The following is a 22,572-nucleotide window of genomic DNA, read 5'->3' as shown; positions in this document are numbered from 1 at the left end:
GTCCGAGCATCTAGTCGCTAGGAAGCGAGGTGCCCCATGTATACTAGACGTGTACGAATTTGCAGAGGAGGACATCTCGATGTGGATTGTGATGAACAAACTAGATGTTGAAAAAGGGAAAGTCGATGCGGTCAAAGCCCGGTTCCAAACGACAAAAGGAATCGAGACGATGGACGGATTTATCCGCATGCAAGTGTTGACCGATACGTCTGACGAAACGAAAGATCAAGTCGTGATCATGACGACGTGGCGCGACGCTGCGAGCTTTGAAAACTGGCGCGACAGCGGTGCCTATAAACACGCCCATAAAAAACGGGACGACGGCACGTCTGAAGTGAAGCCCGTCGTCCTCGGAAATACCGTCACCCAATACGAGGTCGCGATCGAGCACATGGCCTCAACCGATCACGTATAAAATATCTTGCGGTCGGATGATACCGAGAAGCGGTTCACTCTCTTCCCCGGTCTCGGTGATCAAGAGCGCGTCGAGGCGCACACCGTCTTTCATGTTGATGAAATGTTGATGCGCCTCGATGACAGACGTCTCCTTCGCAACGAAACGGTAACGACGAAGGTGCGGATCGTGATGAAGTACGTCTTTAACTTGAACGCCCTCGAGTGACACGTGCGGGCCGTCGATTGTCTCGGCGAGCCAGCTGGTCACTCCTTTTTTTGTCAATAAACCACGCCACGAGCCGTCAGTGTTATAGACCGGGAACTGGGAATAGTTTTTATCCCGAATCTCACCGAGCACCTCGACTAACGCGTCATCGGCATTAAACGTCGTCACGAGTTTACGAAACAGCGGGATGACTTGACGCGGGTGCAACAGCTCCCGCTCCACTTCGAGCATCAACTCGACGATCGAGTCGTGCGGTTCGGCGATAATGAAATCAGGCTCTCGTCGTTCGTGGACAATCGCATTGCGTAGCTGACTCATTTGGTGCAAATCTTCTTTATACCGCTCGATGATCGGATTATGCTTGGCGAGACGGTTGACCATGTTGCTGAAGCTAAAATGTTGTCCGTCTCCCATCTCGCGGCTCAAATAATCTTCAATTCGGTGGTACGATGCGATAAATTCTTCGGCTCGACTCATATGTTCACTCTCCTTATCGCCTATCTATACCCTATTTTTTAATCGTTTGAGCAGGAAACCATTCCTTCGTCTCGAATGAATGGACATCACCTATTTTGAAAGGAGGAGAGCCGATGGCGACCCCGATCCAGCAAGCTACTCCCTTATCCAACCAAGACGCGTTCCGCTCCGGGATGCGCGCCGGTATCCCGGTCGCGGTCGGTTATATTCCGATCGCGATCGCGTTTGGTCTCCTCGCCAAATCGTTCGACATGCCAAACGTCATCACGTTGGCCATGTCGTTATTTATCTTTGCCGGTGCGAGCCAATTCATCGGTATTCAATTGATCATGGCCGGTTCGATGTATTGGGAGATCGTCTTGACGACGTTCATTTTGAACTTGCGCCATTTCCTCATGTCGGCCTCGCTGTCGCAACGGATCGAAACAACCTCGAACCGTTTCCTGGCTGCCATCGCGTTCGGGGTGACCGATGAGACGTTCAGTGTCGCCTCGACTCGGAACGAAGCGACACGTGGCCATTTTGTCCTCGGTTTGAACTTGATCGCCTTTTTCGCTTGGAACGTCGGGACATGGATCGGCGTATTTCTCGCTTTCGGTCTCCCCCAGTCAGTCCAGGCGAGCATGGGCATCGCCTTGTACGCCATGTTCATCGGATTGCTCGTCCCATCGCTTACGCGAAAACCGGTCATCGTCGTCGCGGCGCTTGCCGTCGTGACCCAAGTCGTGCTCTATTGGGGTGTCGCCCCGTTCATTCCGCTATCATCGGGTTTGAGTATCATCATCGCGACAATCGTCGCCGCCGGGGTCGGCGCCCTGCTTTATGAACAGGAGGGCGTAACATGATCAGTCTGTTCCTGCTCGTCCTCGCTATGGCGCTCGTCACGTACGTCCCGCGGCTCGTGCCGCTCCTTTGGCTGCGCGACTTGAAGTTACCGCCGCTCTTGAAGCGCTTCTTGTTGTTCACGCCGTATGCCGTGCTCGCGAGCTTGATTTTCCCGGGTATCCTCTATTCGACGAGCAGCCTGTCGTCAGCCTTGGCCGGAGGCGTCTTCGCCACGATGCTCGCCTTGCTGCGCGTCAACTTGATGCTCGTCGTGCTCGGCGGCATCCTCGGGGTGTACGTCGTCGAAACGTTCATCTGACAAACAGGTCTGTCTCCGCGGAGACAGACCTGTTATCGTTTAGGCGGACAACGCCTCACGGCGCAGCTGAACGAACACATCGACGAACGCCGCGTCCCATTGGGTGCCACGCCCGCTCTCTAAAATCGACAGCGCCTTCTCGACTTGCATCCCTTGCCGATACGGACGGTCTGACGTCATCGCGTCGTAGGCGTCAGCGATCGCCATGATACGGCCGAAGAGCGGGATAGCTTCACCGGACAATCCGTCTGGATAGCCGTTCCCGTCGATTCGTTCATGGTGTGACCGTACACCCGCCATGAGCGGCTGAAGTGAGACCGGCAACGTGATCTGATTCAAAATATGAATCCCGATTGTCGGATGCTCTTGAATTTGGGCGAACTCGTGGTCTGTCAGCTTTCCTTCTTTCAACAAAACGTCGTCACGAATCCCAATCTTCCCGATATCATGAAGCAACGCCGATTTTCGGAGTAGCTCAATCTGCGCCTGCGGCCAACCTAACGCACATGCCAGTTCGACAGAATAGGCGGCAACCCGTTCCGAATGGCCGGCCGTGTAGGAATCACGGGCGTCGAGCGTAGCCGCGAACAAGACGAACAAGCTGTTCAGCAGTTGATCGTTTTCTTCCTCACGTTCATTGACGTTCTTCACCATCTGATTGAACCCGTTCACCAGCTGCGAAAACTCATCAGCGTACGGGTTGTCGATCGGTTTCAGCTCGCCGGCATCGAGCTGTTCGATCCCTTGTGTCAACGTGGCAAGCGGACGCTTGATGTTGTCGTATAGGAGCAGGCTACTGAACGTCGCGACACCGACGATCACGACCAAGATCAACCCGGCCCAACGCCAATATGCGTCGACTTGCTCGACGGTCGACAGTTGGACGCCCGAAGCGAGAATGAACAACATGACCGGAAACACCCCGATGACGAGCATACTGATCAAAAGCTTCGTCCGGACGCTAATTGACTGGTACGACGCCTGGAGCGGTGTATCGTACAGTTGCTCACTTTGATCTTGTAAATGAAGCAACAACGGCTCGACCGACCGATACGTCAAAAAGAACTCGATGAGCGCATGTAAAATGGCGATCAATACCGCCCCAAAAGCCGCCATTCCAATCAAACGGTACGGCAAATTGATCCAGTCTTGTTGAATCGCCAATGCGGTCAAGCTCATGGCCGGCACTGAAAGACCAAATAAATGAGGTCCTAGTATGCGCTTCACTGTCAACGTCGGAAAGTGACTCGTCTGATCGAACGCCTGTTGAAGCGCTTCGTAACTAGGCGCCTCACTTCGAAAGACATTCCGAATCGGCCGGATGTGACGCCGATATATCAGTAATTCGAGACTGATCATGACCACACCTGACACCGCCATGATGGCAAATAAAGATATCACTTCAGCACGGGACAGTTCGAGCGTTTGGAAGATGAACAGACCCCCGACACCGAACACCGCGATCCCTGAACCGATGATATAATTCATAATTAACGTATTTTGAAAGCGTTCAAACACTTTGACCCCTCCTATTCTTCACCGACTTCTCTCATTCTGTTTATCGACCAAAAATCACCCTTTTTCACAACACAAAAAACGAGCCTCTCACTAGAGAGACTCGCTCAGTTCACTGATTATGGACGACGTGGACCTTCGTTGTCGTCGGGTGAACGGTTATCTTCTGGCGTGATGTTTTCATGGAACGGGTTCGGTTCTGGACCGTCCACGTTCGTCACATCCGTTGTCCGATTCGTTTCACGTTTCAACTCTTGGTTCGTTTGATCCGCTTCACGTTTCGACTGATCGATACCTTGCTTCGCCTGTCGCTTCGCAGCTTCGGCTTCTTGATTCATTTGTGCTTTCTCTTGTTCGAAACCCTCTTTTGATACTTCCGTCTCGTCGATGCTCTTCTCAGCTTTTTTCAAGTAGCGAGCTGCTGTTTCACGTCCACCGAGACCGAAGGCAAGGCCGAACGCAAGGGCGACAGCACCGAGGATAAGCAGGAACGCCGTATTGACGATCATCGGTGCGATGCCGAGCTGACTGATGGCCATGAAGAAGGCGATCCCGAGAATCGCATACTTCGCGACGTGGCGTAGTACGCTCGGTTGACCTGACGCATCGACGAGCACGCTGCCGACGAGACGCTCTGCCATATTGGCGAGCCAGAAACCGACCGCCAAGACGATGATGGCTGCAATGACCATCGGCAAGTAAGCAAAGATTGCAGTTGCGAGCGAGGCCATGAAGTCGAGGTTAGCGACTTGCAGGGCTTCCGACACGAACAACAAGATGATGATGATTTGAACGATCGTACCGATTACTTGAGCAATCGACGTCGATGATGTCGAACGTCCACCGAGACCCATCTTGCTTGCGAGCGAGTTGACGCCCAAATTCTCAAGAAGTGATACGACCACCCCTTTGAGCCATTTGGCAACGAACACACCAGCGAGAATCAAGACGATTGCGACGATGATGTTCGGGATCATGGCCAAGACATTGTTCAACATGGAGATGGCAGGGTCTGAGATGCCTCGAATGTCGAGTGCCTCAAGTGCTGAGATTGTGACCGGGATCATGATCAAGATGAAGACGACCGTACCGACCGCTTTCGCCAGGCTTGACCCTTTCACGTAATCTGCCAAGTGAAGTTTCTCGGCAAACTTGTTGAGTCCTGCCGCTTCCAAGAACTTCGTCAAAATATCGCGGACAATTTTCGCGACGATATAACCGATCGCAAAGATGAGTGCCGCTGCGACGAGTTTCGGAATGAAGGCGAGGAAGCTGTTCAACAAGTCTTCAAACGGTCCACTGATGCCTCGGAGACCGAGCGCGTCAAGGACGGCAGGAAGTGCTAGCAACAACACCAAGTAGAAGACGATGTTTGCGACCGTGTCGACCCATTTCGTCTGGTTGACACTTGTCGACTCCTGACCTGTCTTCTCCATCAACTTGCTCAAGTTGAGGCGATGACCCGCCATTTGAATCGCTTTTTTCAAGAGCGTCGCGATAATCCAGGCGACGAGTAGAATGAGACCTGCTTTGACGACTCCGGTAATTAAACCTGAGAAGCCTTCATAGATTTGACTAAACGGCTGCGTGATCGCTGGCACGTTCATAAATTCAAAGATGATTAAGAATGCGAGAAGTAATACTCCAAAGAAGACGACTTTCGCGATGATTCGTTCAGGTGTCCACCGCTTTTCTTCTCTTCCGGGTTTATCAGGCTCCCCTTCTTGTTTGACACCAACACGATCGTCGAGGCGTGCTTTACGCAGCGCTTTACGTGTCACGTTTTCCAAAACTTTTGCCAAAATAAAACCGACGACAAGGACAAGAAGTGCAAGCAAAAGCTCTGGCAACCAAGACATGAACGTGTTGAAATTATACGTTGTATCGTTCATCCGACATCTTCCTCCAATCTCTTTTGAAATGATTACTATTTATTTGACTCTCTGTATAAATACCAACATTTTCATATGCCTAAACATAGACAATTATCACCCTTGAATAAATATTAACTGGGAAAATGATTTTCTAGGAAAATTTTCCCTCAAGAAACAAGGCGTGTCTTTCTAGTTCAAATATGATACGAATTAAGAAGAAGTCTTTTTAAGGAGGAGTCAAGATGAACATCGCCCTGATTGCCCATGACAAGAAAAAAGATGATTTAATCGTACTCGTCAAAGCTTATTCTCACATATTAGAGAAACATCATTTGTTTGCGACGGGAACGACCGGAACACGTGTCGCCGAAGCGACGGGACTTCCGGTCCATTGTTTTAAGTCGGGACCGCTCGGTGGCGACCAAGAAATCGGCGCCTCGGTCGCCCGTGGAGAGATGGATATGATCATCTTCTTCCGTGACCCATTGACGGCCCAACCCCACGAGCCGGACGTGAGTGCATTGATGCGCCTCTGTGACGTCTACTCGATTCCGCTCGCCACAAACATGGGTGGAAGTGAAATCTTGATTCGCAGCATCGAACAAGGCGACTTTGAATCGCTCAAACTTTCCCATAACGACGAACCGTCTGTATGACCATTTTATATAGAAGAGAGGAATTGTCCTGAACCCACATGTATCGAACGACCCGACCGTACAGCAATTTTACGAACAAGTGCGAACACATCTGTCTGAACTGTTAGACGATAACTCAACAGCGGAGCGCTTGCTCAACAGTTTGGCCGGGTATATTCAACAAGCAGAAAGAAGCGGTCAATCCCTCGACGGCCTGACGAGTCAAGACCCACGCGCCTATGCGATGTTCTTGATCGAAAAACCAAAAACGAACGACGAGTATCGTCGTCGTTACCGCTCCATCATCGAGCAGTCGGGCGAACTTAAAATGCATGAGAAGGTACAGGCAAACCGTGAGTTCGACTGGGCCGTCGAGCGATTGAACGAGACGCAGCTCGAACTCCAAGACATCGAAAAGCGTGACGTCTCGTTTCTCGCCTACACAAAAATCGAGGCGATCAAATCGTCTCGCCGCATTTGGAACCAGTTCGGCTGGCTGCTCGGCATGGTGCTCGCGTTCGCTTACGCCAACCTGTTGCTCGTCATGGACGACTTGTTCAGTCTACGGCTGTTCAGTGCACCGACGACCTCGTATCCGCTCGATTACTTCGCCTTCGTGCTGCCGGTCTTACTGACCGGTGCCGTCTTCGGTTTACTGACGCGCTTCCGTCACCACTTTCAGACGATTGGACGGCGCATCTTGTTCGCACTGCTCATCATTCTCGTGTATGTCGGCTTCGTGATCCTGATCCAACCGCTCCTGTTCACGCTCGGATGGTCGTTTTTGATTCAATTGACGCCCATCTACGCGTTAGTGTTGTTAGCGATTAGCGGCTTCATGGCGCTGTGGACACTCGCCGAGTTTGTCTGGAAGAGCACGCGTTGCCATCTCGGGAACGATACGATGACCATTTATTATTAATGACGCCAGTCTCAGGTGAGATGGCGTTTTTTGTTTGAACATTCGCCAGAACGGAAATTACTAATACCGTGATGTCAATTTAATCGTAAGACGAGATGATAAAGGGGGCAGACCATGTCAGACCGCAAAATGATCGGGTTATTTCATAGCGAGCAAGAAGTGATGGACAAAGTGAACGAACTCAAAAAGGCCGGGGAAGCGGAGAAAAATATGCATGTCGTAGCCAAGCGGGACGGGGAAATTTCCGCATTGCGCTATCACACCGATGTGAACGCCGAGTCTGGGATTCGAGATGTCAATTGGTTAGACCGCGTCAAAGCATTCCTTCACGGCAGCGACCGGATTCGCGATGAGCTGCGTAATATGGGTCTTAGCGATGCCGAGGCAGAGGAATACTATTCAGCCATCGACGACGGTAAACTGTTGCTTTACGTCGATAAACATTCGTACGAGCGCTATCCGAATATGTATAAAAAAGACAGTGAACTCGACCACGATCAAGGGGAAAAGGCAGACGGGATTGCATTCGATGCCAAACCGTTCAATGATCATGATGAAAAACCACGCGGTACGAAAGAAGATCCGATTGTACGGGGACATTCCGGCTTAGAGGACCATCGCCGATTATAAGGAGGAGACAACCATGAGTGAGAAACGATTTATTAGCATGTACGACACGCAAGAATCGGCTCTAGGAAAGATTGAGGAGCTACGTGCCAAAGGATACAAAGACTCAGACATTTACGTCGTCGCCAAACATGAGGACAGCGTCTCGATTTTGCGCCGTAAAACGGACGTGCACACCGAGGCCTCGCACGATACAGGTTGGTTCGACAAAGTCCGTTCGTTCTTGAGCGGCCACGAAGACGTTCACGCCGGGCTCCGCAACATGGGGCTGAGCGAAGAAGAAGTCAACCGCCATTACAGCGACGTCGAGGCCGGGAAGATTTTGATTTATGTCGATGAAGACTACGAACGACGTCACAATGAAGGTTTGACGATCGATTCGACGCCTTACAACGATACGAAACATGATACAAGCCACCAAGGACACCATACTGCTGACGGTTTGGAAGTCGATTCGAAGCCGTTTAACGAACCAAGCCACGAGTCGACTACTCGAGAGCATCGCAATGATGACGGCCTAGAGATCGATTCGAAGCCGTTTAACGAACCAAGCCACAAGTCGACTACTCGAGAGCATCGCAATGACGACAGCCTAGAGATCGACTCAAAACCGTTCAACGAATCCTCATCAGACAATCCGAATCGGGCCGTCGACCCAGAGCAAGACAAACTGGACGAAAAGGCCAAACTGAACGATAAAGAAGCGAAGCTTCGTGGTCTCGATGACCGTGCTCTACGCAACGATGTTGAAGATCCAGACAACATTCGCCGCTTTTAATGGACATAAAAGAGGAACCTGACACATGGCGTCAGGTTCCTCTTTTTTACGTCAATCGATTTTTTGGTTCTTTCCCTTCAAGTACGTTGACGATGGCTTCTCGGTTGAGCGCCATCATCGAGAGGCGCGTCTTGATCGTGGCGCTGCCGATATGCGGGAGCGTCGTGACGTTCGGAAGCGTCAAGAGCGGATGGTCCATCGCCACCGGTTCTTTCGCGAACACGTCGAGCCCCGCTGCCCAAATCTTGTTTGCTTTCAATGCCTCGTACAGTGCCGACTCATCAATGATCTCGCCGCGGGCGACGTTGATGAAGACGGCCGTGTCTTTCATTTTGGCGAACTGTTCGGTGCCGATCATGCCGCGCGTCTGTTCGGTGAGCGGTGCGAGCACGACGACGAAATCCGACTGCTCGAGTAAGTCATCGAGTTCGGCGTAGACGAATCCGTACATCGACTCCGATTCATGACGACGCGTCCGATTATGGTACAAGACGTCCATGTCAAAGCCGCGGGCCCGGCGTGCGACCGCCTCGCCGATGCGTCCCATCCCGATAATCCCGAGCTTCGCCTGATGCAGGTCCATCCCGACGTAGCCCATCGGTGTCCACGATTTCCATTCCCCCGCCCGCAAATCACGTTCTGCCTCTCCGAGCCGGCGCCCGGTCATCATCATGAGTCCGAACGCGAGGTCCGCTGTCGTCTCGGTCAAGACGTCCGGTGTGTTCGTCACGACGATACCGTGCTGTTTTGCCGCTTCGATATCGATGTTGTTATAACCGACGGCCAAGTTCGAGATGACTTCGAGGTCAGGCGCCTGTTCGATCAACTCGCGGTCGATCGTGTCGCTGAGCATCGTCCATAGCGCATGAGCCGATGCTGCTTCTTTCAACAAGACGTCACGCGGTACGCTCACCGCCTCTTCGTCCCACATGCGGACGTCATACTTGTCTCGCAGCGGCGCCACTGCTTCTTCTGGCAGACGTCGTGTGATGTAAATTCGTTTCTTCATATCCATTCCCCCTGTTCTCTCTCATCGTAACAAACTTCGAATCACGATTTGTCTTTCGACATCGGATTCTCTTTTATGAACTGATCGAACAATGAACTAAAGTCACTGTTGAGCAGTTGCTCGATCGTCTTCGAGGAGTCCATCGCATTGCGATACGCGACTTCATTGATGGCAAGGCCGATTGCCCAGGTGATCCCGGATGCCACTGTCGCATTGATCACGCTCGCCGCCGCGTTCGCACCTGGGAAGAACTTCATGACGTTCAACAACAGCGTCTTCGAAAGCGTCCGTCCGATTTGCGGGATGATCGTGCTGCCAATCAACGTTTTCAACATGTCATCGCTCGCTTTGACGCCCCAATAACGGAACAAGTGGACGCTCATCGTCACTTGGATCGGTGTCAACGCGATGGCATCCGCGAACGGGAGTGGCACGGCAGCGGCAGTCCCAGCACTCGCGACATAGCCCGAGATGATCCGGTTCGCCTTCTTGCGTTTCAGCTTGAGCATCGCTTCGCTCTCCGCATGAATCTCCATGAGCAATCCTTCTTGAAGTGACTGGTCGAGCTGGTCGACCGACCATGTGACGAGACGTTCCCAGTCAAGGTGGTCCCGAAGTTCAGCATCGTTCAATAACTCACCGGCGACACTTACCTGAAAAATTGCGTCTTCCGGTACGACTCCAGCCAATTCGTTTCGCAGCGCCGTCAATTCATCCATGTCGACTTGATCGATTTGCGTCAATAAGACTGCGACCGAAGTGACGTCGTTCAACTGTTTGATCAGCGTCCGATCGAGCGGTGTGACCCGTTTCATCGAGGCGTTGATAGCGTACCAGACGAGGTGCATCTGCTCGGCCGCAGGTTTTGTCTGTGCCCGTTCGACAAAGCCGATGACTTCGTCGGCATACGCCTGTTGGCGCTCACTTCCGATCTCATACCCTTCACTATCATAGAGGACAATCGCGATGTCATCACTCATGAACTGGTGGATTCCACGCGTCACCGGCTCGCCGGCCGCCACTTTCGTCAAATCGCGACCGAACACATGGTTGACGACCGAGCTCTTCCCAGAACCGGTCGCACCGGCGATTAAAATGTTCGGCTTCTTGACTTCGCCTCGCAGACGACCCAACTCTTCTTTCAAATCGTACGTATCTAAATTAAATGGCGCTTTTTTCTCCATATGACTTCCTCCTCATTGCTTGAGCGTACGCCCAAGCTGCTTCATCTCGTTCTCGAATCCACGTTGCACGTCCTGAACAATCGCTTCCCTGACCGTCTCATACTGTTGGTCGATGGCTTTTTTGATGCCCCGCTCCGCCGTCCGGCGCTTGAACGCCCAGTAGATGAAATGAATACCCGGAATCATCCCGAGCACCATCTTTCGAATCGTCCGCTTAAATGAATAATCAAAGCCGAGTTCGACCCGGCGCGTCTTGAAGCCGACGTCCGCTTGTTTGCCGACGAGCGGATAGCGCTCCATCAGTTGAATGTAATGACGGACCCCCTGCGCCATCGCTTCTTCTGTCGTGAGCGCGGCCTGTTCGAGCGTGCTCTCCAAATCTTTTTCGATTTGACGCGCTTTCCAGCTGATCATCGCTTGCGGGGTGATCATCCGAATTTTTTCAGCCGAACGGTAACTCCGGTCGCGCCACGCTTCGAGCTCGTCCAATAAATGCCGGGTCAAGTTGAGCGGTAATTTCCGCTCGACATCCTGCCAGAGGTTCGTTCGGTTCCGCTGCCAGACCGCCTCATAACCGAGCGTCGGTACGACTTGTCCGCTCAGCAGCTTTTTCTCGACACTGTTCACCCGGATCATGGCGTCACGATTGATGCCAAGTTCTCGCATCAAGACGTCTTCCATCGCCTCGGCTTTCTCCACGTTCATCGCGCTGTCCGGATTATAGTTCGTCAAGATGATGGTGACGTTGCTCTCTTTCGCATAAAGCGGCTTCAAAATCGACTCGAGCTCATACGTTTCGACACGACCTGAGTTGATCGACAGCAAATAATAAATCGTGTGGAACCAGTCAGCGATGTCGAGTGCCCCTTCCCGCTTATTGACGACGGCGATGACCGCTTCATGCCATTCTTCAGACCGGTCGGCTTCAAGTCCCCACGTATCAAAAAAGCGGAACAAGATCCCGCGTTCAAGATCGTAATACTCGTATTCGTGCAGGCCTTCTGCCGTCACCGGGCTGCCCGCCCGTGACTCGGCCACGTCACGTCCGTAAATATAGTTCAAGAAGGCGCTCTTGCCGACGCCTGTTTTTCCCGCGATCAATATGTTCGAGACAAGCCCCGTGTTGTCCATATGGTTCCCCCTGCAGTCGTTGTATAATACCATTATACTAAACGGCCGCTTTTGAAACGTCCGACGGAAGGATGAGACGCATGCTTCACCACGTAGAGCTCTATGTTTCTGACCTGAACAAAAGTTTAATCGCTTGGGACTGGCTCCTCACAGAACTTGGGTATACGGTATACCAACAATGGGAACACGGAAAAAGTTATCGTCATGGTGAGACGTACCTCGTCTTCGTTCAAACCGAACCGGCATATCTCGAACCCTCGTACCATCGGAAGCGAACAGGACTGAACCACCTCGCCTTTCACGCTGAATCGGTGGAGCAACTCGAATCTTTTCGCAGCCGCTTGTCCCGTTACGGCTTCAATGAGCTGTACGCCGACCGTTTTCCGTATGCGGGCGGTCCGAACTACGTCGCGCTCTATTTCGAAGACCCGGATCGCATCAAAGTCGAACTCGTGGCGACGATGTGAACGGATACAAATCCCCTTATCGAAAGTTTGTGAAAACAATTGCAAACTTTTTTAAGACCTCCTAGACTTAAGTTGTCTAAAGGAGGTCTTATTCAAATGGAAAAGCAAGTTATCGATTATATGGAAGAAGCCGCCCATAAAAAAGCGACGCTCCTTCATCACTCGTTCGGTCAATACGCACTTCGCTCGCTCGTCGCCGGTTTTTTGATCGGAATCGGAGTCGTCTTCGCATTTACGGTCGGAAACATGTTCATCGACGTACCAGGGACGATGCTGTTTGCCGGCATGAGTTTCTCGGTCGCACTCGTCTTCATCGTCTGGATGGGCGGAGAGCTGTTCACGAGCAACACGATGTACTTGTATACCGGTGCGAAGCGTGGACGTGTCGCATGGAGCGATCTTGTCAAAGTGTGGGGCATCAGCTGGATCGGCAACTTGGTCGGCGCGCTGTTGCTCACGATCCTCGTCATCGGCGCCCACAGCATGGGTGACATGAATAGTGACCACTTGCTCGCAGTCGTAGCTGCTAAAAAGATGGGCGGTGACGCACTCGCCATTTTCTTAAAAGGAATTCTTTGTAACGTACTCGTCTGTATCGCCATCTTCATGCCGCTCAAGACGCAAAACGACGTCGCCAAAATCATGTTGACGATGCTCCCGGTCGTCGTCTTTTTCGCCGCCGGTTTCGAGCACTCGATCGCCAACATGGGTATCTTCGGGCTGGCCCTCTATTATGTGCCGTCTGAAGCCATCAACATCGGGCTCGCACTCTATAATCTACTGTTTGCCACACTCGGCAATATCGTCGGGGGCGCCTTGTTCGTCGCCGGCACGTACCTCCATTTGAACGCAAAACCTGGGACGGCGAACGTGGAAACGCTCCGCCAGAACGCATAAAAAGACAGGGGCCCCGATGCAGGGCCCCTGTTGTTGCGTAAATGATTATTTTGACGAATCGGCAGCGGCGATTTGAACCGCACCTTCTGCGACTTCGTCCTCGTCGACGTCCCAACATTCCGTGTTCTCGATGCCGAGCTTACGGGCCGAGAAGCGTGGGTTGAGACCTTGGGCCCGTTGCTCTTCGTAGTCACGAAGTACTTTGAAGGCAACACCGCCGAGAAGCGAGATGGCGACCAAGTTGATGAGTGTCATACCGGCCATGAACAAGTCGGCGAGACTCCAAACGAAGCCAAGGCTCGCGACCGAACCGAGGAAGACAAAGCCCATTGTGAGAAGGCGGAAACCGAAGACAGCGCCTTTGCTCTTCTTGATGAACTCGATGTTCGTCTCACCGTAGTAGTAGCTACCGACGATCGAGCTGAATGCGAACAAGAGGACACTGACAGCGATGAAGCCAGGTGCCCAAGCACCGATTTGCTCAGCCAACGCGTTTTGAAGGAGTGCGATCCCTTCACCGTTACCAGCCGCGTAGCTGTCCGAAAGGAGGACGATAGCCGCTGTCGCCGTACAGACGATCAACGTATCCAAGAACACACCGAGCGTCTGCATGAAACCTTGTTTCGCCGGGTGTGACACTTCTGCTGCCGCTGCTGCGTTCGGTGCCGAACCCATACCAGCTTCGTTCGAGAAGAGACCACGACGGACACCCATCATGATAGCCGCACCGACCGAACCGCCAAACGCTTGCTCGATTCCGAACGCGCTCTTGAAGATCATGCCGAGGACGGCTGGCATTTCTGTGATGTTCACGACGACGACATAAAGAGCGACGATCAAGTAAAGGACAGCCATGATCGGTACGACGATTGCCGAGAAGTTCGCGACCCGTCGGACGCCACCGAAGATGACGAGTCCTGTCAAGACGACGAGGATAGCGCCACCGACTGCAGCTTCGAGACCGAACGCGTTATCAAACGCTGCTGCGATCGTGTTCGATTGTACCGAGTTGAAGATAAGACCGAACGTGAATGCGATCAATACTGCAAAGATGATACCAAGGACGCGGTTGTTGAGCCCTTTTTCAATGTAGTAAGCTGGACCGCCGCGGTATGCGACGTCGTCTTTTACTTTATACACTTGAGCGAGCGTGCTCTCGATCATCGCGGTAGCGCCACCGACGAGGGCGACGATCCACATCCAGAACACTGCTCCCGGTCCACCGAGTGTGATCGCGACCGTGACCCCTGCCAAGTTACCAGTCCCGATTCGCGTTGCCGCTCCGATGAAGAACGACTTCGCCGAGCTGATGCTCTTACTATCTGTGGCGTCCGATTTTTCTGTGACGACACGGAACATCTCTTTTAAGTAGCGGAACTGCATAAACCTTGTCTTGACCGTAAAGTAAATCCCGGCCCCAATCAATCCGACGATAAGCACGTACGACCATAAGATGTTGTTTAAAAAGTCGACGCTTCCTTGTAACAAGTTTTGTACAGCTTCCATGAATAAGTTCCTCCCTGTTGTGGAAATCTAAGTTGAAGATTTTTTATGATGTCTTAGTTCTGAATTATACAAAGATTCTGACAATTAGCAACAATTTTTTTATAGGTGAGTTCACAAAAAATTCACATGACACACGACAAAAAGACTGAAAAACCGACACTTAAAGCGCTTACATGCTATTTTGGAAGAATGAATAAATCATCATTTTTATTTCGTTATTTGATTTAAGGTTTCACTTTTTTTAAAGAAGCTTCATCTGCATGACTTCAACGATCGCCATTTCATTGATGCGTCTCCTGATTGACCCCAACAAAAAAACAGTCGCTCGCATGAGCAACTGCTTGGTTTATACGCCGGTCCGTTTCTTCTGGTTGTTCGGCTTTTTCGTCAACTGGTTCGTCAACGGTTTTTGCTTCGTCCCACGAAGTCCTGTCGGCACTTTCGTTTCGTTCTGTTTCTTCTCGGCGAGTTTTTGCTTCATCGCCTCTTGGAAACTCAATTTCTTTTCACTCATATTATTCACCTCCAGCTTCGATCACTTTTACCCGACCGACCTGTCCATCGTTTAAGCGTACTTTAATGCCGTGCGGGTGACTTGGCGAGTTCGTCAAAATGTCTTTGACGACGCCTTTCGTCAACTTCCCGCTCCGCTGATCTTGTTTCAGGACGATCTGGACGTGGAGTCCTGGGCGAATGTCCGCGCGTTTCTTACCATCCATACCCGACACCCCTTTCCGTATAGTCAACCTCTATCATATGCTCTTTTCCCGCATTTGTCACAGTCTATTCAAACGGTCCGATCTGACCAAGCGTTTTCGTCAAATAACTTTGATCGGTCACAAACGTCGTCACGCCTTGTCCCCACGCGATTGAGACATCGACCCGTCCCCTTTCGAACGCAATCGTTAAAATCGTCCGGCCGCTCTCATTTTGAAGGTGGGCCTTACCGCTCAATTGCTCATACGCTTCGGTAAGGTCTCGTCCAAACGAGACATAGTCAGCCGTCCGGACCATTTCTGCGTCGCGAGCGAGGACGAGTTTTAGCGTCGTACGATTAGCCTCAGCAATGATGAATCGAACCGTGACGTCGTCGTTCCCGAGTTCGATCTGATGCATACTGATCCCCTCCTAAAAGACACCTCCCGAATGGAAGGTGTCTCGTCATTATAAGCGATATAACCGGGCTTCAAACGGCTTCAGCATGAACGTGTCTTGCTCGATCGGTTCCGGGTCCACCTCATTCGTCAAGACGAGCGTCGCCTCGTCAAGACCAGGCAGCGTCGTCTCGGCCGGATTCGCCGTCAAGTTGACGAGCACATAAAAGCATTGTTGCTCGAACTTGCGCTCATACGCGAATACTTGCAGATGTTCCGGCAAGAGATCACGGTAACTTCCATACGTGAACGTCTCCTCGGCTCGGCGTAGACGGATCATCGCCTTGTAGAACGACAGAATCGAGTTCACGTCTTTAGACTGTGCTTCCACGTTCAACGTCTCATATTCGGCATGGATCGGCATCCACGGGGTGGCTGACGAGAAGCCGCCGTGCGGCGAGGCGTCCCATTGCAACGGCGTCCGGACGTTGTCGCGTGACGTCCCCCACACGTGTTGCATCGAGTCGATTTCACTCATCCCGTTCGCGATCCGTTCGAAGTACTCGTTCTTTGTCGCGACGTCATCGTAGTCGTGAATCGATGGCAACGGCACGTTCTTCATACCGATTTCTTGCCCTTGATAGATGAACGGCGTCCCGTGCATGAAGAAGTACATCATCCCGAGCGCGGTCGCACTCTCACGCCAATAGTGGTTCTCGTCCCCGACGAGCGAGACGGCACGCACCATGTCATGGTTCTCGATATAGAGGGCGTTCCACCCTGTTTCAAGCAACCCTTGTTGCCACTTGTCAAAAATAAGTTTCAGTTCGACGACGTCAAGCGGGGCGAGCCGGGACTTGCGCATAATATCGACGTGGTCGAAATGGAACGCCATGTTCATCGCCCCGTTTCCAGGTCCCATCCACAGGTCGGCCGCTTTCGGCTCGATCCCGTTCGTCTCGCCGACCGTCATGATATCGTACTTGGCGAACGTCTCGCGCTTCATCTCTTGGAGATACTCGTGGATCCCCTCGATATTTGAATACATCGAGAACGCCGTGACGTGACGTTTGCCATCCGGGGAAGGCAACATCGTCTCGGTCGGCATCTTTTTAATGTGGCTGATTGCATCGACCCGGAACCCATCGATTCCTTTATCGAGCCACCAGTTGATCATATCGTAGACCGCACCGCGCACTTCTTCATTCTCCCAATTCAAGTCAGGCTGTTTTTTAGAGAACACGTGAAGGTAGTGCTGCTCGGTCGCCGCGTCATATTCCCAGGCCGAGCCGCCGAAAATACTGGCCCAGTTGTTCGGTGGCTCGTCTTCTGACCCGTCTCGCCATATATACCAATCCCGCTTCGGGTTGTCTTTCGAACTTTTCGATTCGACGAACCATGGATGTTCGTCTGACGTATGGTTGACGACGAGGTCTAGCAATAGCTTCATCCCTCGCGCATGGACCGCGCTCAGCAACGCATCGAAATCTTCCATCGTCCCGAACTCTTCCATAATGTCTTCGTAATCGCTGATGTCATAGCCGTTGTCATCGTTCGGTGATTTGTACATCGGACAGAGCCAGATCACATCGATGCCGAGGTCTTCCAAGTAATCAAGCTTTTCGATAATGCCACGGAGGTCGCCGATGCCGTCCCCGTTCGAATCTTTGAAACTGCGTGGGTATATTTGATAGGCGATGGCTTCTTTCCACCATGCCCGGGCGATGCCTTGCTTCTCACTTTGTCTGAACGCCGTCTCCATACGCCAAATTCCTCCTAAGCCTACGATTAGTATCAATGAAGGTACATACCACTGTTTGGGTAAATCTAATCTTACAATATCATTAGTGCAAGCGTTTGCAAAGAAGTGCAAATAAAAATGCAGTCTTAGAGACTACATTTGTTCAACCGTCGTCACTTGTTCACAGAACGTACCGATCGCGTCGGCTAATCGACCGCGATCATGGTCCATCGTCGCCACATGGTACGATTGCTCCAAAACGATACGCTGCTTCGGCGCCTGAATCTTGTCATACAACCACATCGAATCTTCCGGCGGGACGACGTGGTCGACAGCGGAATGGATGACGCACGTCGGAACTACTACGTCCGACACACGAGGCCGAACTTCCTCGATCAAAGCGAGCAATTCGCGAATGGCCGACGTCGGTACTTTGTCGTAGACGATCTCATACACGTCATTTGCCTTGATATCCGGCTCGTCCTCGTCGATGAAGCGACAGACGTCGTCAGCCGCATGACACGCGTAGCCCGGTACAGACAACGCCGCGTTGATCGTGATGACGGCGTCGGCAAGGCCGGCGAGCGCGGCTTTCAAGGCGAGCGTCCCGCCCATCGATTGTCCGACGACGATGACGTGGCGACATCGCTCGCGCAAGAAGCGGATACCTGCTTCCATGCTCTCATACCAGCACTTGCTCGTCGAACATCTAAAGTCCTCGGGGTCGGTCCCGTGCCCCGTCAAGCGAGGGGCATACACCGTGAAGCCCTTTTCCATCAAGTCTATCCCGACATCGCGCACGCTTTGTGGTGTCCCATTAAAACCGTGACATAATAATATCCCGGTTTGATTCCCTTCATAATAAAACGTCCCCGCTCCCGGGATGACCGGATAAGTAGTCGTCGTCATTCGTTTCCTCCCTATTAATTCACAGTTAACCGATACACTTAATTTGTATTAATGAATTGTAAGAGTTCATGGCCTTGTCGTCAACCTAAAAGGGAAAAATCCAAAAACTCATTACCTTGTCATCGAAATGTAATATGAACTTCGTGAAAAGGAGATTGAGTTCTGACGTCTGCTTGGTTATGTTTAACATGTAGTTGCAAAGTTGGTAAATGATAGTCAAATACACCAATCGATGGAGTCGTAACGAGCCATTTTCATAGACACCAGTCGATTAATGTAAGCGCTATCATTTCTTGTATTGACTAGGAGGGGGCTAAACGCTCAACAAGTGACCAAACGAATTGGGAAATCGTATCGGCCATCTACATACCAAAGGGAGACTACAACATGGGGAAACCAAAAGCACGTTCACTCAAACAAATGACCGGCCTCGCTTTATCAGCCGGACTGATCGTCAGCAGCATGACGCCAATCGCGGCAAACGTACAAGCCGAAACGTTGAACGCAGCAGACTTATTCATCTCGGAGTATATTGAAGGCTCAAGCAACAACAAAGCGATTGAATTGTTCAACGGAACCGATTCAGCCATCGACCTCTCTGCCTACAAGCTCGAACTGTATTCAAACGGCGGGACGGCTCCTGGCACGACGCTCAACTTGACGGGGACCCTCCAACCGGGTGGCACGTATGTCATCGTCAACGGCAGTGCGAGTGAAGCGCTCAAGGCAAAATCAAATGCGACGAGCGGCGTGACGAATTTTAACGGTGATGACACGCTCGTCTTGAAAAAAGGTGACACTGTGCTCGACGTCTTCGGTCAAATCGGTGTCGACCCGGGCACAAAATGGGGAACAAGCGTCGCAACCGCTGACCAGACGTTGATTCGTAAAGATACGGTCACGACCGGAGATGCTAACGGTACGGATGCGTTCGACCCAGCGGCGGAATGGAACTCACAACCAATCGATACGTTCACGAACCTCGGGTCGCACACGTTCCAAGGTGTCGTATACGGCGATGGCGGAACGGTAGAACCACCGGCACCGGTCACTCCGATTTCAATCAGTGATGCCCGCACGAAGGCAGAAGGTGAAACGGTCACGATCAAAGGCATCGTTACGGCCAAACTTGCGAACACGATCTCGATTCAAGACGCGACAGGCGGCCTCTCAGTCCGTCCGACATCACTCGCGGTCAACGTCGGCGATGAAGTCGTCGTCACAGGTGCGATCGGTTCATACCGTGAGCTCCTTCAATTAAACAATGCGGTCGTCGTCTCGAAACAAACGGCGAGCGTCCCAGCTGCGCAAGTTCTCACAGGCGAACAGATCAATGAGGACGTCGAGTCTGAACTCGTGACGGTGAAGAACGTCACACTAACAGGCAGCGGTCAGAACTTGACGGCGACAGACGGAACGAAGGAATTTGTCGTCCGTGACGAACGCGGCGTTCTCGATTTACAGACGGACGTCAACTACGCATCAATCACCGGGATCGTCCAACAGTTCGACAACACGTATCAAATCATCCCACGTGATGCGGCTGACACAGCCATCGACCCGACGGTGCTCCGTCCGGCAACGGCGAAGCCAGGCGCAGGAACGTTCGTCGGGCCACAAGACGTGACGCTCTCGACGACGACTGCGGGCGCTGAAATCTATTACACGCTCGACGGGTCAGACCCGAAAGTGAACGGGACACGTTATACAGGTCCAGTCCGTGTCGAAGAGACGAAGACGCTCAAAGTCGCCGTCAAGTCAGGCGATGCGTTCAGCGCCGTGACAACGTACGACTATAAGATCACGGACAAGATCCGCATCCATGACATCCAAGGCGCGAGCCACACGTCACCGATGAACGGCCAAACGGTCGAAGGCGTCGAAGGAATCGTCACGTACACGTTCGTCTCGATGGGTACGACTTATTACTACATTCAAACACCGGACATGGAAGCCGACCAAGACGCACGCACGTCAGAAGGCATCATCCTGTACGGCGGACGTTCGATCGCCGGCATTCAAGTCGGAGACCTCGTCAACGTGAAAGGTGTCGTCAGCGAGTACGCCATCGAAGGCTATAGCGATCGCCAACGGACAGATATGTTGATGACACAAATCGATACACGCAACGGTAGTGTCAATGTCGTCAAGAGTGATGTCACACTCCCGACGCCAGTGAAGATTGACGAGTCGAACTTGCCGACCGAGTTTATCGACAGCGACGCCCTCGCCGTCTTCAATCCAGACAAAGACGCCATCGATTTCTGGGAAAGCCTCGAAGGGATGCGCGTCGAGACCGGAAATCTCAAATCGGTGTCGCCGCAACAAAACGGTGACCTCGTGACCGTACTCGAAAGCACGCCTACCGAGACGTTCAACGGAGGAATCCTTTTGAAGAAAGATGACGCAAACCCGGAACGTATCCAGTTCCGTCTCGAACCGAACGCAGAAGCGCGTGAGTTCGATGTCGCGACCGGTGACCGTTTCAACGGACCAATCGTCGGTGTCGTCGGTTATTCATATGGAAACTACAAAATTCAAGCAGGTCTCGATGAGATGAAAGCTGCCTTTGTCAAAGGTGATGCTAAGCGTGAGACGACATTCATCGAGGCAGAAGAAGACAAGTTGACGATCGCTTCTTACAACCTCGAGAACTTCTCGAACAACGTGAAGGAGACGTCGGACGAGAAGGCGCTCAAACTGGCGAAAGCGTTCGTCGAAGAGTTGAACAACCCGGACATCATCGGCGTGACCGAAGTTCAAGACAACAACGGTCAAAGCACAGGAGATGCTGCAGCTGACCAAAGCTATCAACGCTTGATCGATGATATCGTCTCAATCGGCGGCAAGTCGTACAAGTACGTCAACATCGATCCGGAGAACAATCAAGATGGCGGCGCACCGAACGCCAACATTCGTGTCGGCTTCTTGTACAATCCGGAACGCGTCTCGCTCACGGAAGGCATCCCTGCTGGTGACGCGACAACGGCCGTCGGTTACGAAAACGGCAAGTTGACACATAACCCGGGCCGAATCGCGCCACTCGACCCAGCATTCAACAGCTCACGTAAGCCGCTCGCGGCCCAGTTCGACTTCCAAGGTGAGAACGTCGTCGTCATCGCCAACCATTGGAACTCAAAAGGTGGCGATACCGGCTTCTTCGGTTCACAACAACCAGTCGTGCTCGGCAGTGAAGTGCAACGGAAAAAAATCGCACAACTCGTCCACAACTTCGTAGCGGACGTGAAAGCCGATAACCCGGATGCGAACGTCGTCGCTCTCGGTGACTTCAACGACTTCGAGTTCTCAGACGCGCTTCAAATCTTCAAAGGTGACTTGATGACGAACATGGTCGAGAAAGTACCTGCTATCGATCGTTACTCTTACGTCTACCAAGGCAACTCGCAAGTGCTCGACCACATCCTCGTGTCGAACCGTTTGGCCGCTACGACCGAGATTGATATGATCCATGTCAACGCCGACTTCACAGAGATGTCAGGCCGGGCCAGTGACCACGATCCGGTCCTCGCGCAAATCGACCTCACACCAGAACCCGTTGTCGATGTGAAACGTTACACGGTCGAGAACAATAAGGCTGCCCGTCTTGTCCTTCAAGACGACTACATCGGCGTGACAATCGGTAAAGGTACGAACTTTAAGAACGGCATCTTCGTGCGCGGCGTTTACACGGAATTGACGGGTGACCCGCTCAAGAACGTCGTCGTTCAAGTGAAGCCGAAACAAGCCGGTGCCATCATCGATTTCAAAGGCGCGACCGTCAAAGAAGTCATCGTCGACGGAACAAACCTTGCAGAAATTCGTGGTGCCGAGAACGTCAAACGCATCACGTATACGAAAGGCGCATCTGCTAAAACAGTTGTCGTCAAAAAATAACGAACGCTACCGCAGACATTGAACTGCTCCCCGTCAAGTAGACAGGGTAAATAATGAAAACCAGCCTAGGCGGCTTGAGCCCTGTATTCGACAGGGCTCAAGCCGTTTAGTCGTTTCTGGAGACGATCATGGTTGTAGAACGATAT

Annotated in this window: 23 protein-coding genes; 10 read left to right on the top strand and 13 right to left on the bottom strand. The window is 52.1% G+C overall.

Features of this window, described 5'->3' with window-relative positions; translation table 11 throughout:
- Positions 1–79 precede the first annotated feature (79 nt).
- Positions 80–415, top strand: a complete 336-nt coding sequence (locus EVJ23_RS10115; RefSeq protein ID WP_070328061.1) for an antibiotic biosynthesis monooxygenase — start codon at positions 80–82, stop codon at positions 413–415.
- Here EVJ23_RS10115 and EVJ23_RS10110 read toward each other — a convergent pair.
- Entirely contained in the window at positions 398–1,099 is a 702-nt protein-coding gene (locus EVJ23_RS10110; RefSeq protein WP_131457851.1) for a CBS domain-containing protein, read from the bottom strand. The two genes, EVJ23_RS10115 and EVJ23_RS10110, sit on opposite strands and share 18 nt — an antisense overlap.
- Before the next feature lie 113 nt (positions 1,100–1,212).
- Between EVJ23_RS10110 and EVJ23_RS10105 the strand changes: the two genes are divergently transcribed.
- Positions 1,213–1,944, top strand: a complete 732-nt coding sequence (locus tag EVJ23_RS10105) for an AzlC family ABC transporter permease (RefSeq protein WP_131457852.1) — start codon at positions 1,213–1,215, stop codon at positions 1,942–1,944.
- Positions 1,941–2,243 carry an AzlD domain-containing protein gene (locus EVJ23_RS10100; RefSeq protein ID WP_070328058.1) on the top strand — a complete coding sequence of 101 codons (303 nt, stop codon included), beginning with the start codon at positions 1,941–1,943 and terminating at the stop codon, positions 2,241–2,243. Before EVJ23_RS10105 ends, EVJ23_RS10100 begins: the two co-directional genes overlap by 4 nt.
- 39 nt (positions 2,244–2,282) lie before the next feature.
- Here the strand turns inward: EVJ23_RS10100 and EVJ23_RS10095 are convergent, their stop codons facing one another.
- Both EVJ23_RS10095 and EVJ23_RS10090 read right to left on the bottom strand, forming a co-directional pair.
- Entirely contained in the window at positions 2,283–3,761 is a 1,479-nt protein-coding gene (locus EVJ23_RS10095) for an HD domain-containing phosphohydrolase (RefSeq protein WP_131465826.1), read from the bottom strand.
- A 116-nt stretch (positions 3,762–3,877) separates the two neighbouring features.
- Entirely contained in the window at positions 3,878–5,650 is a 1,773-nt protein-coding gene (locus EVJ23_RS10090; RefSeq protein WP_131465824.1) for a mechanosensitive ion channel, read from the bottom strand.
- Between the two features lie 224 nt (positions 5,651–5,874).
- On the opposite strand from EVJ23_RS10090, the gene EVJ23_RS10085 reads away from it, so the two are divergent.
- From EVJ23_RS10085 to EVJ23_RS10070, 4 genes are all read left to right on the top strand, one after another.
- The gene (locus tag EVJ23_RS10085; protein WP_131465822.1) at positions 5,875–6,288 is read left to right on the top strand and encodes a methylglyoxal synthase; all 414 of its coding nucleotides are present in this window, start codon (positions 5,875–5,877) and stop codon (positions 6,286–6,288) included.
- A gap of 79 nt (positions 6,289–6,367) precedes the next feature.
- A complete protein-coding gene (locus EVJ23_RS10080; RefSeq protein WP_070328055.1) occupies positions 6,368–7,189 on the top strand; it encodes a hypothetical protein in 822 nt (273 codons plus the stop codon).
- Between the two features lie 114 nt (positions 7,190–7,303).
- Positions 7,304–7,819, top strand: a complete 516-nt coding sequence (locus EVJ23_RS10075; protein WP_070328054.1) for a YflT domain-containing protein — start codon at positions 7,304–7,306, stop codon at positions 7,817–7,819.
- A gap of 13 nt (positions 7,820–7,832) precedes the next feature.
- A complete protein-coding gene (locus EVJ23_RS10070) occupies positions 7,833–8,594 on the top strand; it encodes a YflT domain-containing protein (protein WP_131465820.1) in 762 nt (253 codons plus the stop codon).
- 46 nt (positions 8,595–8,640) lie between these two features.
- Here EVJ23_RS10070 and EVJ23_RS10065 read toward each other — a convergent pair whose 3' ends face one another.
- From EVJ23_RS10065 to EVJ23_RS10055, 3 genes are read right to left on the bottom strand one after another with little or no spacing between them, the layout of a single operon-like run.
- Positions 8,641–9,603, bottom strand: coding sequence for a 2-hydroxyacid dehydrogenase (locus EVJ23_RS10065; RefSeq protein ID WP_131465818.1), 963 nt, complete (start codon positions 9,601–9,603; stop codon positions 8,641–8,643).
- A gap of 41 nt (positions 9,604–9,644) precedes the next feature.
- Positions 9,645–10,787 (bottom strand): YcjF family protein, encoded by a 1,143-nt coding sequence (locus EVJ23_RS10060; protein ID WP_070328051.1) that lies wholly within the window; start codon positions 10,785–10,787, stop codon positions 9,645–9,647.
- A 12-nt stretch (positions 10,788–10,799) separates the two neighbouring features.
- Entirely contained in the window at positions 10,800–11,918 is a 1,119-nt protein-coding gene (locus EVJ23_RS10055; RefSeq protein ID WP_131465816.1) for a GTPase, read from the bottom strand.
- A gap of 80 nt (positions 11,919–11,998) precedes the next feature.
- Between EVJ23_RS10055 and EVJ23_RS10050 the strand changes: the two genes are divergently transcribed.
- Together EVJ23_RS10050 and EVJ23_RS10045 are read left to right on the top strand one after the other, a co-directional pair.
- Positions 11,999–12,385 (top strand): VOC family protein, encoded by a 387-nt coding sequence (locus EVJ23_RS10050; RefSeq protein WP_070328049.1) that lies wholly within the window; start codon positions 11,999–12,001, stop codon positions 12,383–12,385.
- A gap of 96 nt (positions 12,386–12,481) precedes the next feature.
- A complete protein-coding gene (locus EVJ23_RS10045) occupies positions 12,482–13,282 on the top strand; it encodes a formate/nitrite transporter family protein (RefSeq protein ID WP_070328048.1) in 801 nt (266 codons plus the stop codon).
- Positions 13,283–13,327: 45 nt separating this feature from the next.
- Here EVJ23_RS10045 and EVJ23_RS10040 read toward each other — a convergent pair whose 3' ends face one another.
- The 6 genes from EVJ23_RS10040 to EVJ23_RS10020 all read right to left on the bottom strand — a co-directional run bounded on the left by EVJ23_RS10040 (position 13,328) and on the right by EVJ23_RS10020 (position 18,532).
- Positions 13,328–14,788, bottom strand: a complete 1,461-nt coding sequence (locus EVJ23_RS10040; protein ID WP_070328047.1) for an alanine/glycine:cation symporter family protein — start codon at positions 14,786–14,788, stop codon at positions 13,328–13,330.
- Between the two features lie 346 nt (positions 14,789–15,134).
- Entirely contained in the window at positions 15,135–15,302 is a 168-nt protein-coding gene (locus EVJ23_RS15305; protein ID WP_016507944.1) for a hypothetical protein, read from the bottom strand.
- 1 nt (position 15,303) lies between these two features.
- Positions 15,304–15,507: a YwbE family protein gene (locus EVJ23_RS10035; RefSeq protein ID WP_016508010.1), complete on the bottom strand. Its 204-nt coding sequence runs from the start codon at positions 15,505–15,507 to the stop codon at positions 15,304–15,306.
- A gap of 64 nt (positions 15,508–15,571) precedes the next feature.
- Complete coding sequence (locus EVJ23_RS10030) at positions 15,572–15,904, bottom strand: hypothetical protein (RefSeq protein WP_131465814.1); 333 nt, start codon at positions 15,902–15,904, stop codon at positions 15,572–15,574.
- A gap of 48 nt (positions 15,905–15,952) precedes the next feature.
- On the bottom strand, positions 15,953–17,608 hold the full coding sequence (locus tag EVJ23_RS10025; RefSeq protein WP_131466020.1) for a glycoside hydrolase family 13 protein: 1,656 nt from the start codon (positions 17,606–17,608) through the stop codon (positions 15,953–15,955).
- 168 nt (positions 17,609–17,776) lie between these two features.
- Positions 17,777–18,532: an alpha/beta hydrolase gene (locus EVJ23_RS10020; protein WP_131465812.1), complete on the bottom strand. Its 756-nt coding sequence runs from the start codon at positions 18,530–18,532 to the stop codon at positions 17,777–17,779.
- Positions 18,533–18,919: 387 nt separating this feature from the next.
- Here EVJ23_RS10020 and EVJ23_RS10015 point away from each other — a divergent pair, with 387 nt between their 5' ends.
- Positions 18,920–22,426, top strand: a complete 3,507-nt coding sequence (locus EVJ23_RS10015) for a chitobiase/beta-hexosaminidase C-terminal domain-containing protein (protein WP_131465810.1) — start codon at positions 18,920–18,922, stop codon at positions 22,424–22,426.
- Between the two features lie 65 nt (positions 22,427–22,491).
- Here the strand turns inward: EVJ23_RS10015 and EVJ23_RS15430 are convergent.
- On the bottom strand, positions 22,492–22,572 hold an 81-nt coding region (locus tag EVJ23_RS15430), incomplete at its 5' end, for an IS3 family transposase (protein ID WP_131440828.1).

It is taken from the genome of Exiguobacterium sp. SH1S1, from assembly GCF_004337245.1.
Lineage (GTDB): Bacteria > Bacillota > Bacilli > Exiguobacteriales > Exiguobacteriaceae > Exiguobacterium > Exiguobacterium aurantiacum_A.
Note: the sequence above shows the minus strand (reverse complement) of the source record. Positions and strands in the feature narration are given on the sequence as shown.